11 protein-coding genes and 1 pseudogene are annotated in these 14,582 nt (G+C 38.9%); 7 read left to right on the top strand and 5 right to left on the bottom strand.

Annotated elements, in window-relative coordinates; translation table 11 throughout:
* Positions 1-7 precede the first annotated feature (7 nt).
* The 7 genes and pseudogenes from L1264_RS12455 (at position 8) to L1264_RS12425 (ending at position 6,477) form a co-directional block, all read left to right on the top strand.
* Positions 8-1,540, top strand: coding sequence for an MFS transporter (locus L1264_RS12455; protein ID WP_199527514.1), 1,533 nt, complete (start codon positions 8-10; stop codon positions 1,538-1,540).
* Between the two features lie 34 nt (positions 1,541-1,574).
* A complete protein-coding gene (locus L1264_RS12450; RefSeq protein WP_063527687.1) occupies positions 1,575-2,576 on the top strand; it encodes a LacI family DNA-binding transcriptional regulator in 1,002 nt (333 codons plus the stop codon).
* Between the two features lie 64 nt (positions 2,577-2,640).
* Entirely contained in the window at positions 2,641-2,982 is a 342-nt protein-coding gene (locus L1264_RS12445) for a MerR family transcriptional regulator (RefSeq protein ID WP_063527686.1), read from the top strand.
* Between the two features lie 309 nt (positions 2,983-3,291).
* Positions 3,292-3,983: pseudogene (locus L1264_RS12440) on the top strand (DUF4336 domain-containing protein).
* Positions 3,984-4,165: 182 nt separating this feature from the next.
* Entirely contained in the window at positions 4,166-4,738 is a 573-nt protein-coding gene (locus L1264_RS12435) for an NAD(P)H-dependent oxidoreductase (protein ID WP_199527512.1), read from the top strand.
* Positions 4,739-4,842: 104 nt separating this feature from the next.
* The gene (locus L1264_RS12430) at positions 4,843-5,616 is read left to right on the top strand and encodes a class I SAM-dependent methyltransferase (protein WP_063530194.1); all 774 of its coding nucleotides are present in this window, start codon (positions 4,843-4,845) and stop codon (positions 5,614-5,616) included.
* 201 nt (positions 5,617-5,817) lie between these two features.
* Positions 5,818-6,477, top strand: a complete 660-nt coding sequence (locus L1264_RS12425) for a LysE family translocator (protein WP_135926808.1) — start codon at positions 5,818-5,820, stop codon at positions 6,475-6,477.
* A 60-nt stretch (positions 6,478-6,537) separates the two neighbouring features.
* Here L1264_RS12425 and L1264_RS12420 read toward each other — a convergent pair whose 3' ends face one another.
* The 5 genes from L1264_RS12420 to L1264_RS12400 form a co-directional block, all read right to left on the bottom strand.
* A complete protein-coding gene (locus L1264_RS12420; RefSeq protein ID WP_135926807.1) occupies positions 6,538-7,326 on the bottom strand; it encodes a LytR/AlgR family response regulator transcription factor in 789 nt (262 codons plus the stop codon).
* The gene (locus L1264_RS12415; RefSeq protein ID WP_135926806.1) at positions 7,323-8,309 is read right to left on the bottom strand and encodes a sensor histidine kinase; all 987 of its coding nucleotides are present in this window, start codon (positions 8,307-8,309) and stop codon (positions 7,323-7,325) included. Before L1264_RS12415 ends, L1264_RS12420 begins: the two co-directional genes overlap by 4 nt.
* 129 nt (positions 8,310-8,438) lie before the next feature.
* Positions 8,439-10,970 (bottom strand): glycoside hydrolase family 3 protein, encoded by a 2,532-nt coding sequence (locus tag L1264_RS12410; protein WP_199527511.1) that lies wholly within the window; start codon positions 10,968-10,970, stop codon positions 8,439-8,441.
* 37 nt (positions 10,971-11,007) lie between these two features.
* Entirely contained in the window at positions 11,008-11,784 is a 777-nt protein-coding gene (locus L1264_RS12405) for a family 16 glycosylhydrolase (RefSeq protein ID WP_138558242.1), read from the bottom strand.
* A gap of 67 nt (positions 11,785-11,851) precedes the next feature.
* Positions 11,852-14,542: a TonB-dependent receptor gene (locus L1264_RS12400; RefSeq protein WP_138558243.1), complete on the bottom strand. Its 2,691-nt coding sequence runs from the start codon at positions 14,540-14,542 to the stop codon at positions 11,852-11,854.
* Positions 14,543-14,582: the final 40 nt, after the last annotated feature.

Below are 14,582 nucleotides of genomic sequence, written 5' to 3'. Positions count from 1 at the left end.
AACAATAATGATAAAACACACTCTTCCTATCTACGAAAAAATAGGCTACGCGATGGGCGATGCCGGCGCTAATTTAGTTTGGCGTGGTGCCTTGGCCTATTTAGCCGTTTTTTATACAGACACATTTGGTATTTCTGCCGCCGCTGCTGCGTTACTTTTTTTAGTTGTGCGCTTATCAGATGGCGTGACAGATATAATAATGGGGATGATTGCAGATAGAACGCAAACACGTTTCGGTAAATTTCGTCCTTGGATATTGTGGTCAACTCCTTTTCTCGCCTTGTTTATGGTGTTGTGCTTCACAACACCTGACATAAGCCCAGCAGCTAAGCTATTTTATGCTTATTTCACTTATATAGGGCTCACTCTAGCTTATACGGTAAGTAACGTACCCTACTCTGCTTTAATGGGGGTTATGACTGGTGATGACCTAGAGCGAACTAAACTGTCTGGCTTTCGCTTTGCCGGAGCATTTGCAGGTGGCTTATTAGTTATGGGCTTTTTACCTGATTTAGTTGCATACTTTGGACAAGGAAATAGCGCACAAGGTTACCAATACACTATGTATGTATTTGCGGCCTTACTCACTGTACTCATGTTAATCACGTTTGTAAGTACAAAGGAGCGCGTTCAACCTGCAACAAAAACGCAAGTTTCACTAAAAACTGAGCTAACTGATTTAAGTAAAAGCTTACCTTTTATCATTCTTCCTTTATTGGCGATCACATTATTTTTCTATTATCGCGAGCTCTACTCCGGTTTGTTTTTTGCGGCAACAATGATTTTTATGACTGTCGTAATTCGTCGCTTACTTGCAAGCGATCATACTAAGCTTAGTGGCACTCAACGAGATATGGTTGATTTACTTACAAATAAACCATGGCTAATCTTATTAGGTATGGGCTTTTTAACAATGATGTTTAATGGCATTAAATATGGTGTCATTGCTTATTATTTTAAATATTACGTAGGTAATGAGCTTTTAACTGGCCAATATTTTATTGCTTTATTAATCGTCTCAATTTTCGGCGCGTTAAGTACAGGAAAATTAGCTGAGATTCTGGGTAAACGTACTTTGTTTATCGCTTCATTATTACTAAGTGCCTTCTTTACCATTTGTTTCTTTTGGCTGCCAAATGATAACCTCAGCCTGATCTTTGTTATGGGTTGTCTGTCTGAATTCTTCGCAGCCATGATGCCTACCCTGTTTTTTACGATGCTTGGGGATAGTGCTGACTATTCTGAGTGGAAAAATAAACGCCGCGCCACTGGCCTCATATACTCAGCAGGAACTTTCGTGCAAAAAACGGGGGGTGGATTTGCCGGAGCCTTAGTGCTTGTTGTACTTGCAAGTTATGGCTATGACGGAATGGACGAAACCACCATTGCACACTCACTCGATGGCATGATACTACTAATGAGTTGGCTACCAGCAGCGTTTGCTCTAATAGCCGCAGCACTGATGGCCTTTTATCCATTAACATCTGAAATGACAGAAAAAATAACAGAAGACTTGGCAATTAGGCGTGCAAGTCTGTAAATTAAACAGTTAAGGTTTATATCAAACAGTAATTATGGCAACTATTTATCAGGTATCAGAGCTCGCTGGCGTTTCTTTATCAACCGTATCTCGGGTGTTAAATGAAAATGATTACGTCAGCAAAAAAACCAAACAAAAAGTCCTCGATGCGATGGAGCAGCTAGGTTACAAACCAAATTCGATAGCGCGCTCTCTTGCTTCAAATTGCACCAATAGTGTGGGGATTTTAGTCTCTGAGCTAGACGGTGCATTTTTTGGTGAAATGATGTCTGCTATTGAAGCCCAATTAAGGGCAGCTGGTAAACATGTCATTATTACGCCAGGACACAGTGAAGAAGACAAAGAAAAAAGTGGCTTAGAATTTTTAATTTCTCGTAACTGTGATGCGATCATCGCCCACGTTGAAGCCGTAAGTGATGAATATTTAGTAAAATTAAATAAAGGTAAAACCCCAATCTATCTAATCAGTCGCTATGTAGACCAAATGAAAGAAAACTGCATTAGCCTTGATAACGTAATGGGTGGCTATTTAGCGACTAAGCACTTACTTGAGCAAGGCCATAAACAGATTAATTACATAGCAGGCCCTTTATTCAAGCCAGATGCTTATAACCGACTTGAAGGCCACAAAAAAGCGCTAAAAGAATATGGTATTGCATTTGACGAGCAGTCTCTTTTCGTGGGTGACTTTAAAGAAACTGGCGGATACAAAGGCTTACAGCATTTCTTCAACATCAATAAAGAATTTACAGCTGTTGTATGTGCAAATGATGAAATGGCCTCGGGCGTAATGAAATGTGCAAGAGAGCACAAGCTTGATCTTCCCAAAGATCTGGCAATCATTGGCTTTGATAATGTTCATTTCACAAATTATTTATATCCAACTTTGACGACCGTTGACAACCCTGTCGAAAAAATGGGTATTATGGCCGCGAACTTAGTGTTAAAACAGGTGTATAAACAAAATCGCGCTAATATAGAGCATATATTTACGCCAAACTTGTTGATCCGCGATTCAACAACACGTTTAACCTGATAGCGAATACGATATCGCTTGTTAAAAAGTAACGAACAAAATTGCTATAGAAATGGAGAAGCAGGTGTTTATCGGTGAAGTAGCCAAAAAAACCAATTTATCCGTTAAAACAATTCGCTTTTACGAAGAAAAAGGCCTCATAACAACCCCTCAACGTCAAGGAAAGTACCGTGTTTATACAAATGAACACATAGAGGTATTAAAGCTAATCTCAGAAGCAAAATTACTGGGGGTTACACTCGCTGAGTTGAAGGGTTTTATAAAGTATGAAAACGGGCAAGCAAACTGGGCCGAGATTAGAGAATTTTTGTTGCATCTTAAGAGTCGTTTGCAAACACAAATTGAGCAGACAAAACAAAAAATCGCCCATATTGATTCATGTGTTGGCCTTATTAACATCAAATAGTTAGTTGACTCTCCCCTTAAGTGGAGAGTTTATAATCGCTGTAGGTTATTGATTTAATCAAGCTAGATAGCATACACAGTGTGCTTTCAATAAAGTCGTTTTTATATTTTCAAAAATTGGGCCTTTAATAACTTCGATTTCATACCAATTCGCTCTATTAGGTAGCAATTTAGACAAATTAAATCTCGTTGATAACGGGGCAAAGATTACTGATTTAGTTGTTCTAAATAAGAAATCATTAATGCAGGTAGCGACAGGCTTAATCCCTGAAAATAATTAAGCGTTCTTACGAATTAATTAAGGAAGATCATGGAAAAGTTAGCAACCGACATTTGGATTTTTGATGGTGAAGCAGTAACGTTCTTTTTTTACCTTTTACAACCCGCATGACTGTTATTAAACTCGCGAATGGCGATCTATGGGTGCACAGTCCTATCCACCTAAGTGATGCCTTAAAGAGCCAAATAGACCAGTTAGGCCCGGTTAAATACCTTATAGCTCCTAATCACTTACATCACTTGTTTTTACCACAATGGATTGCAGCGTATCCCGATGCTAAAACTTATGGCACTAGTGAGGTCATCAAAAAGCGCAATGATATCTCTTTTGATGCATCCCTTAATGACGACTTGGACTGGCAGTGGCAGGCAGATATTTCCCAAGAGTTATTTACAGGCTCACCCTTTATGGAAGAGTGTGTGTTTTTCCATAACAACTCAAAAACATTGATTGTGACTGATCTGATTGAGAACTTTTCTGGTGACAACTTTAAGGCTTGGCAAAAATGGCTCGCAAAAGGTGCGGGGATCTTAGCTCCTAACGGAAAAACACCGATAGATTGGCGCCTCAGCTTTATGTTTAAAAAGCCTCAAGCTAGACAGCATTTTGAAAAAATATTGGCTTGGGAGCCGGAAGTTATCATTATGGCTCATGGAGAATTAATAAAACACCACGCCATGGGGTTTTTACGTGAGTCGTTTAGTTGGCTTAATAAAATCTAACTATATTGCACCTGTTGACCACTTTATAAAAGCGTTTATATCAGTTTAGTAACTGCACTTACGGAAATTTCGTCGGAACGTTGACTGAACAAAATTTCAAAGTTTTTTCAGATAGTGATTGACTCTACCGTTAAGGGGAGGCTTTAGAGTAGCAATTATTTCCTAACACAAAGGTCTTGATTGTGAAAAACATACTCATTTTAAACGGAAACCCAAAACCCAATAGCTTTGCTGACTCTTTAGTGGATGCATATGAATGCACTGCTAAAGAAACGGCAAATATACGTACTTTTAGACTGTCTGAAATGGACTTTAACCCAGATCTCAGCTTTGGTTATGATCAGGTACAGCCGTTAGAGTCATGCTTAGAAGCATTTACAAATGCACTCCTTTGGGCCGATCATCTCGTGCTTATTTCGCCAGTTTGGTGGGGTAGCCTACCCGCTAAATTAAAAGGGCTGTTTGATCGCGTTTTTTTGCCTGGGGTTACCTTTACGTTTGAACAAAATAGTTTACTTCCAACACCACTTTTAACCGGCAAAACAGCAAGACTTATCCTAACCATGGACACCCCAAAGGAGCTAATAGATCAATTAGCACAGCCTATTTTAGAGCAGTTGGGTCGACACACGCTTGAGTTTTGCGGTTTTGCACCGCCAAAAGTTAACTTATTTGGCTCAGTTATCTTATCAAGCGACAGGCAAAGATCGGACTGGCAGACTACTGTGAGAGAACTGGGTTCTCAATGTGACTAAAGGCTTATGTTTGTTGTGTAAAATATAATATATTATTATTTCTATTAGGCATTGCTGCAATGATTGAGCAGTGCCTAATTAGAAGTTAGCTGGATAGGACGCATATGGATTATATTAAAGTAAATAGAGATACATGGAATAAAAGAACTGATCTTCATACCCAGTCTAGTTTTTACAATATACCAATGTTTAAAAATGGGAGAAACTCACTCAATCCCATCGAGCTCGCCCTACTCCCAGATGTGAAAGATAAATCGCTATTGCACTTACAGTGTCATTTTGGTCAAGACACGCTCTCTTGGGCAAGGCTTGGCGCGTGTGTAACAGGTGTTGATTTGTCGCCTACTGCAATTGAGTATGCCAATGAGCTCAAACAAAACTTAAATTTAGAAGCCACTTTTATCGAAAGTAATGTTTACGATTTTGACGCTATCAACCAGCAACTTTTTGATATTGTTTACACTTCTTATGGTGTTCTAAATTGGTTACCAGATTTAAATCGATGGGCTAAAGTAATTGCTAACTCTTTACAAGCTGGCGGCACTTTATGTCTGGTTGAATTTCACTCTTTTAATGAGTTATTAAATGGCTACTCTTATTTTCATGACTCTGAACCTACCATTGAAGAAGAAGGAACATACACCGAAAATTGTGATGGTACAAAGTCAAAAACAGTAACCTGGAGTCACTCAATTAGTGACATTATAAACTCACTCATTCAGGCTGGTTTGACGATTGAGTCATTCGACGAATACCCATATAGCCCTTATGACTGCTTTGAAGGCTTAGAGTATGTTCATGATAAAGGCTACCAATTACTTCACAAAGGACATCAAGTTCCTTTAGTGTTTTCGATTAAAGCAAGAAAAGGATGTTAATTTGACCCATTTAATTTTTGAATATGGCAATTCACTTAATTAAGCAAACTACTCTGAGGCAATAAAACCTCGCTAATAACACGGCAATAATTTCGTTATTTAGTGGTTCTAAATAAGAAACTTTAACGCAGCTAGCGACACGTTTTATCCCTTAAAATAATTAAGAATTGCAGATTGGTATTATTATTTTTTGAGGAATTTATGGATATTAATTTAATCAGTATATTTGTTTCGGTTGCAGCTGCACACTTTCTTGCATTGCTAAGTCCTGGGCCCGATTTTGTTTTGGTTGTTAAAAGTGCATTAAAAGGCAATCAAAAGAATGCGATTGGTGTAGCACTTGGGATTGCAACAGCTAATGCAGTGTATATTACCTTATGCTTAATTGGAGTTGGCGCCATATTATCCACCTCAATTGGTTTGATGGTAACGCTCAAAGTTATTGGTGGCTTATTTTTGATGTATATAGCCTATCACGCCTTAAAAGCCCCTAAAAATGCCTATGCTAATTTCTCCACAAATACCAAGGCATCCACTGAATTTTCATTATCATGCTTTTGCAAAGAGTTTGTAACTGGGTTTCTCTCAGGTATTTTAAACCCTAAAAACTTATTATTTTATTTAAGCTTGTTTACTGTTGCACTAACCCCTGAGGTCAGCATTAGCTTTAAAGTGCTTTTAGGAGTATGGATGACATTAGTCGTCTTTTTTTGGGATGTGGCAATTATTTATATGTTGTCAAAAACGACTATCAGACAAAAATTCATTAGAGCCGCATTTTATATTGATAAAGTAACAGGTGTCGTTCTCGGTGCGATAGGGTTTAACATTCTAAAATCAGTTTGGTCAAAACAGCCATAAATACTACTGCATAGTAAGGTGCTGTTTATAACGCGGTGTTGTAAAACAGCACCGATTTATTTAAATCAGCTTTTTTAATTGCTTACTGTAGGTTCGACTTACTTTTAAGGTTTTACCTGTAGTTAAGGTTGCCATGTACTCTGAGTTGCGCAATGGCTCAAGCTGTCTTACATAGGCTAAGTTAACAATTGTCGACTTATGGATCCGCAAGAATGCCTCTGGCAGCATATTACTTTCGAGTTCCTTTAATCTTGCTCGCATAACATGGGTATCGGTCGCGGTGTGCACACACATATAATCGCCAGCCGCATCAATCCAAAGAATATCGGTGAATGAAATTATTTGAATCGGGTTTTTAGCATCCCGGATAACCAAGTGATCACTGTCAAAATTATAGTCTGACTGATTAGCAGAGTGTTTGTTTTGCTCTGACTTGCTACTCACTTCTTGTTGTAGCGCTATCAACTCACTTTTTTGAAATAGCTTTACTTTACTTATAACTCTTTCAATAGCTTCAGCAAGTCTATCTAGTTTTACCGGTTTTAATAAATAATCGATGGCTCTAACTTCAAAAGCTTGGACCGCATGTTGATGAAATGCTGTGACAAAGATGACCGCAGGACATGCTTCTGGTTGAAAATGCTTTATCAATTCAAAACCTGATTTAGAGGGCATTTCGATGTCTAAGAAAATTAAATCTATTTCTTTGTTATTTATCAGCTCAATTGCATCGTCAACACTGCATGCACTACCAACAATATTAATTTCAGGAAAATGTTCGAGTCGAATACGTAAACCTTCGACGGCGCTGTATTCATCATCAACCAGTATCGTGTTTAGTTTTATCATTTATTATGACCACTCATAGGTAATGTTATACATACCCAAGCGCCACCTTCGCTTAAGTTACCCTTTTCTATACGGTGTGACTTTCCGTACATTAGCTTTAAACGCTGCTCACAATTGGCTAATCCGATACCTCTTTTGTTGGTACTTTCCTCACCAAATCCCTTGCCAGTATCAGACACTTTTATATTTAAATAACTCTTCGTTTTTTCTATTGCAATGGTGATACACATTTTCTGGTTTGAACACATGCCATGCTTTAAAGCATTTTCGACAAGGGGTTGAATCAACATAGAGGGGATCAACAACTCGTTGCAACCATCGGCAACAGAAATATCAACAACAAGCTTATCAGTAAATCGACACTTTTCTATATCCAAATAATTGCTAAGAATGCCAATTTCTTCCTTAATTGTTACCTTCTCAAGTGGATCTGTATATAAACTGTGGCGCAATAGATCACACAGTTTTTCGAGCATTTTGACAGCTTCTAAACTTTCTTTCTTCAAAATCAATGTACAAATCGCATTTATACTATTGAACATAAAGTGGGGATTAAGCTGATAACGCAGCATTTTTAATTGTGACTCTTTTGCTAGGTGTGTGGCTTCAGCTGCTTTTTGCGTTTGCTCTAAGTTATCTAAATAAATCTTGATCCCATAATAAAACGCGGCCCATGTTGAAAGCACTGTTAATGACGCCGACGTCCATGTACCAAAGTCAAACCACGTCATTGGTTGCCAAAAGTTTCCATAAAACCACTGCAGCGTAATCCACTTTATTTGTGTCCAAATTAACGTCGCAGTTATAACAACGACAACATGAAGCGCAATCTTCAGTTTTAGCTCAATAAAATTGATATAGGAGAATACTTTTCGCAGGAACAGGGTAATTAAAAAGCCGCAGATTGTATCAATAATCAGATGCGGGATATGGATAGTCCAAGGCTCATCACTTGGTACTTTAATCATTAATTCGGTTAGCATTGCGTAAACAACCCAACCACATATCTGAAACAGCCAAAATAAGTGGCTGCGGGGGTTACTAGTATTCAAATTATTCAATCCATAAGGTAAAGCTGATGGGCATTACTTGCTCATCAGCTTTACTAAGATTTAGTCAGAGCATGAGAGTAAATAAGCATCTGCATTTGGTTTACTAGTCAGTGCTATATCCGCAACAGCTAAGCTGGCAGCATTTGCTGAAACGTTTAGCACCTCTGTCACCTTGGTCATAGTATTTAACGCAGATGGACAATTTAACGGTATCGCTAACGTATGCCATTTCTTATCATTCATCAAGGCTTCTATTGATTCAAACTTAATGTTACGCATGCAATGGTTATTGTTACACATTAATTGTATTTGAGTCGCTTTACTTGGCGCTGTGTTAACTCTCATTTTAAGTTCAAGAATAGCTGACTTACTTGCATCACTGAGCACTTCAGGCTGCTGATAGCTTAAGCTCAAAGTAGCTTTCTTTGCGCCTGCTCGCCAAATGAATTGTCTTGCATCTTCCTGATAAGACAAGTTAACTGATTGCATTAACAAACTAGCACCATCACCACTAGTTGCAGATGAACCTGTTGTTTCGATGGCAGCGGTATTTGCGTCTTTTAAGCGCCAAACTAAGTTCTCTGCTAAGCCTCTAACAAACAGTGGCTTTGCGTCTTCATTAGCTTGCTTTTTAGGTGATGTTTTTTCACTCAGTAAAGGCACATTAACCGTGTCTTGGTAGGTTAATCCGTAGTCGTAAGCAAACAATGGATCATAGTTTTCATCACCTAAGTTTAATGTGTATTGCGTGTCATACTTTGGCCATGAAAAGCTCAACTTACCTGAAAAATCATGTTGAATGTTGCCTTTCTTATCGGTCAATAAAACATCTGCTATGCCCTCGCCTTCTGAGCCAGGTAACCATGCAGCAACAAATGCATCAGATGCATTGAGTTCTTTATTTATCCAAAGTGGTCTACCGCTCAAAAATACAGTAACAACCGCAATGCCGTCTGCTTTTAACTTTTTCAATAATGCTAGATCTGCTTTTGTTTTATGCTGATATTCAAGATATTCGATATCACCAAACCACTCTGCATAAGGTTCTTCGCCAATAACAACAATTGCTACATCAGGTTTGACCGAGTAGTTTCCGGCTTCGTTTAGTTCAATTTGCCCACCGGCATTTTCAACTTGCTTCTTTAAACCAGCAAAAATTGACGTCGCATTTGGAAAGTCGTCATTGGTGTTGTCTGTGCCTTGCCACGAAACACTCCATCCACCTGCTTGCTTTGCAATACTATCGGCACCATCACCAGCAACCAGTATCTTGCTTGTTGCTTTAATTGGCAGTATTTGGTCATTATTTTTCAATAGTACTAATGACTTACGAACAGCTTCTCTAGCAAGCTCACGGTGCTCGGCAGCACCTAACCATTCAGGATGCTGAGATTCAGATCGGCTTGATGGTTTACCTCTTGAGAATAAGCCCCATCTGATCTTTGCTCTTAAAAAACGTCGAACAGCATCATTAATTCTTTCTTCAGAAATAGTACCCTCTTTCACTTGCGCAACCGTGTTGTGATAAAAGGCTTCAAAGTGCTCTGGAACCATAATAACATCAACACCTGCATTGATAGCTGCAGCACATTGCTCTAAATCACAACCCTCAACAAATTTGTGAGCATTCCAGTCACTGACAACAAAGCCATCAAAGCCCATTTGCTTTTTAAGTACTTCTGTTAGCAAGTATTTATCACCGTGCACACGTTGACCGTTCCAGCTATTAAAAGATGCCATAACAGACTGAACACCTTCATTTATTGCTGAAAAATAGCCAGGACTATGAATATCTCTCAAACCTTTTTCATCAATAATAGTGTTGCCACGGTCTATACCACGCTCAGTTCCACCATCACCAACAAAGTGCTTTGCTGTTGCAATACGATTTGTTCCTGTTAAGAAATCATTGTTGATGCTTCCCTGAATACCTACAACCATTTCGCCTGCGTAATCTTTAACTAAATCAGGGTTCTCAGAATAACTCTCATATGTTCTGCCCCACCGATCGTCTCTGACCACTGCGACAGTAGGCGCAAAACTCCATTCTATTCCGGTTGCAGCAACTTCTTTTGCTGTCGCTTGACCGATGCGTTTAATTAGCTCTTTATCTCTAGTTGCACCTAAACCTATGTTATGTGGAAATAACGTAGCTCCATAAACATTGCTATGCCCATGCATTGCATCTGTGCCCCAAACCGTCGGAATTGCGCTTCCATCTATCGATGCATCTACTGATGCCTGATACATCTCATCGGCATATTGAAGCCACTGTTTCATCGAGGCACGTTTATTACCATAAGGCGCGGTGTTACCTCCATTTAAGTAAGATCCAAAGCCATACTTGCGCATCTGTTCGACACTTAAATAGCCTATTTCAGGTTGAACCATTTGTGCTACTTTTTGCTCAATTGTCATTCCTTCAATGAGCTCATCAATTTGCTTCTCAACAGCAGGGTCTTGTTTGAGTTTAGTGTTTACATCAGGCCAGTTTACCTGTTCGCTGTCGATGGCATGTGAAAGATGACTATAAACAAGCCCAATAAGAACCAATGGGCTTAATAATAATGGTGAAAATTTAAATCTAGACATTTAAAACCTATAATACAACACGTTGAAAAATAAATAGTTAGTTAGGTATGTATTCAATAAAATCATAATATACCCAAGATGAAGCACCATAATATTGCCCAGGAAAGTAATTGGCTTCTTGTGAGTTATCGCCGTGCCAGTGATTAATCATAATTTTGGTGTTATCAACAGGCCAAGCGTATGCAGGTATCTCATTATTTGCCAGCACACCATCACCATTATCTTTATAAACGGTACGAATAGTTTGCTCTTGGCCATTGGCATCATACAGATACCAACGAATAACACTGCTAGACCAATCAAAGCCTATCATGAGCAGATTTTCACGGTAATCAAGCCCAAATTGGCTTAAATCGATGTCTTGTTCCCAGCTTTGATATAAACCACCTTGCGGTTGATAGATAATATTTGTATGTACAACATTACCAAGTGAGGGCAGCAATTCAATGTCTATTTCTTGCCATGCTCGACCTGGACTATCCCACCATGAGGTATAAGTGAATATCGATGAAACCGTACCAGCAACATTGCCTGACTTTAATCGACCTTGTACCTTGCCATAACTATAAAACTGATTGCTCTGTAATTCTGAGCATGTGCCTTGCGATAAGGTTAGTGTTAAGCCATGCTCGCTGGGGCTTTGCATATTCGGCTCAAAGGAGCACCCAAATGGCGTGCCATTGTCACCTTGTCGTGCAGTCCAAATACTCGTGTTGTATCCCCAAGAAAAGTTATCTTTGAAGTAGTTTGCACTTAAACTAGGGGATAAAAAAGCAACACATAAAGTTGCTAGAGGTAGCCATAATTTTTTCATTTTTTTTGCCTCTTAATCTGGTTAGCTCTCATATTGCTGAGCAATATGAGAGCGCTTAATCATAAGGTTAAAATGAGAAACCGGCTCTAACACCATAGTATCTCGGCATGCCAAAACTACCTTTTGGTACACCTTTACTCGTGTTGTTCCAATATTGAATGGTCTCATCAGAAGCGTTGTTAATGAATAACTCCGCATACCATTTTTGGCTTTGAGGCTCATACTTCAAAGATGCGTTATAAACGGCGAATGCATCTCGGCTATCATCAATATATTTTGTCGCTTCGTCTGAAACTGCAAAATCCATATCATCTAAATGTTTATCAAGATTCCACACCGTTGAATACGATTTATCTTTCCAACTTGCGTTAAACCAACCATGAATAAAGCCATACTCACCTAAATTGAACGTATGCGTATAACTAATATTCGCTGTGTATTTAGGTGTCATTGCTAGGTTGTTACCTTTGAGGTTTGTCGCTAACAATGTGTTTTCTGGATCTTTTGATTCTTCATAAGAGATATCAAATAGATACTCTGAATCATAATCCCACTTAGTATTCCAATCTTCCGTAATTTTAGCATCAGTCCAAGTTACATAACCTGTAATGCGACCATTTGGATATGGCTTCCAGTCAAATTCAAATTCAATACCTTTAATTGTTGATGCTGGAACATTCTGAGTGTAATAAGCAATCACAGGTTGATTTTGATAATCAAGAAGAGGCTCGCCATCATCACCTAAAATCGGTGTTCCGTTATCATCTTCCACCACTGATAAGCGTTCAACATTACCGATCGAACCAACCGATGCGTATTGCATATCTGTATAGTCTGTATAGAAAAAAGCAGCTTTTAAATTCAGTGAGTTATCAAAAAAGCTTGATTTAGCCCCTAGCTCCCACGTTAATACTTCTTCTGGATCAAACTTCGTTTCAAACCGGGTAACATCACCGGTTCTATCGTTAACTACTTCGTATACATCACCAATACCACCCGCTTTAAAGCCACTCGCTAAATATGCATACAGCATGGTTTCTGATGAAATGTCATAATCTAAGCCAACACGGAAGTCATGATGTTGCCAGCTTCCTTTGTTGTCATTTTCAAAGTAGGACGCATATATAGATGGGTCTTCGTAATAGTCGACTGGCAGATTGTTTAGGTCTGTTCTATTTAACCAACCTACAGCACACCCATCGGCATTTGAGCATCGATACGTTCTGCCGCCTTTGTCTTGCTTAGTTTCATCACTAAAACGATAGCCTAAAGTTGCATGTAACTTCTCGGTTAGTTTGTATGTTCCTTGACCAAAAATGGCAAATGCATCTGTTGAGCGATCAGGTTGATCCCAAAACGCTTTATCATCCATTGGATTATCATAATAACCCACGGTTGTGGTTTTTTCGTGGAAGTAGTTTGCCCCTACAATCCATATGAAGTCACCATATTCATCAGATTGAAGTTGTAATTCTGTTGAAAATGATTCAGCCCCAGTGCCGTTTAAAAAGTAGGTTGCACCATCCCATGGGTCAAGACCTACTTCACTGTCTTGTGCTGACTCTCTTTTCATGTCTTCATAACCCATCAACCAAACGATATTGTATTCATCATTTAGGTTATAATTTAATGTGTTGCGAAGATAAGTGATGTCTAAATCTAATTGTCCAGGAACATTCACAACCGCTTGATAAGTGTTGTCACTTGGCAAGAAATTTGAGCAATCGCCCCCCATTTCAGCTGGACGTCCTCTTAACTTATCACAGTTAACTAAATCAAGATTATTGTTGCTGTTATTTACGTACTTTTGGAAAACCGTATGGTTTGAGAAATTACCATTTAATGGCTCCCAAAGTGTGCTCACACGGAATGAATATTCATCTGCATTGTTATAAAAATCACTTTTATCTGCAGGTGTTAATGCGCGAACTTTTTGTGCTTCTGGATCGGTACCAGCACCATCAATCCACCAGTTTTCTCTTTGAGTAACAGTTTGACCAACACCTTGATAAGAGTCTTCTGATATTACAGGTGCATTTAATACATCATCAGAAAGCCTGCGAGTATCGTATTGGTTAGGATCATAGTAGCCTTCTAAATAAGAATCTCGCTTCAAACCTTTTGCTGCGAAACGAACTGCAAATTCCTCGTTAATTGGAATATTAACAACGCCATCAATGTTTTTGCTGTTGTACTTACCTGCCTCAACATTCACATTGCCAAAGAAATTTTCAAATTGTGGCTTTGCAGATATAACATTAATACTACCAACCGTAGAATTTCGGCCGAATAAGGTGCCTTGAGGACCACGTAATGCTTCAACACGGTCAATATCGTACATCAATGCAAGCGCACCTTGCATTCTCGGTGAATACACCCCATCTAAGTGCACACCAACCGCAGGATCACCTAGCTCTGTTAGGTTGGTTGAGCGTACCCCGCGCATTGAAATAACGGGTGCTGATTGGTCGGTTGCTGTTGAAATATCAAGACTAGGAACAAGGTTCGCAATATCCTTAATATTATTAACACCATTTTTTTTAAGCTCAGCTTCTGTTAACGCCGTAATTGCTACCGGTGTTTCCATCAACTTCGTTTTGCGTTTTGTTGCCGTAACAGAAATGATTTCTAAGCCACTTTGCGGCTCTTTTGATACTTTATTGTCAATATCCTGCTGATTTTCGTTTTGTGCATGTACAGGTAATGAGCAAGCTAAAGCGACAGCAACTGCTAATGCCTTTTTATTTATTGTGTGCATATTCAACCTTTAGATGTGTGTTCAAATTTAAAAGTATTTA

It is taken from the genome of Pseudoalteromonas sp. APAL1, from assembly GCF_021532475.1.
Lineage (GTDB): Bacteria > Pseudomonadota > Gammaproteobacteria > Enterobacterales > Alteromonadaceae > Pseudoalteromonas > Pseudoalteromonas lipolytica_C.
The sequence above is the reverse complement of the archived record's forward strand: the minus strand, read 5'-3'. Positions and strand labels throughout refer to the sequence as shown.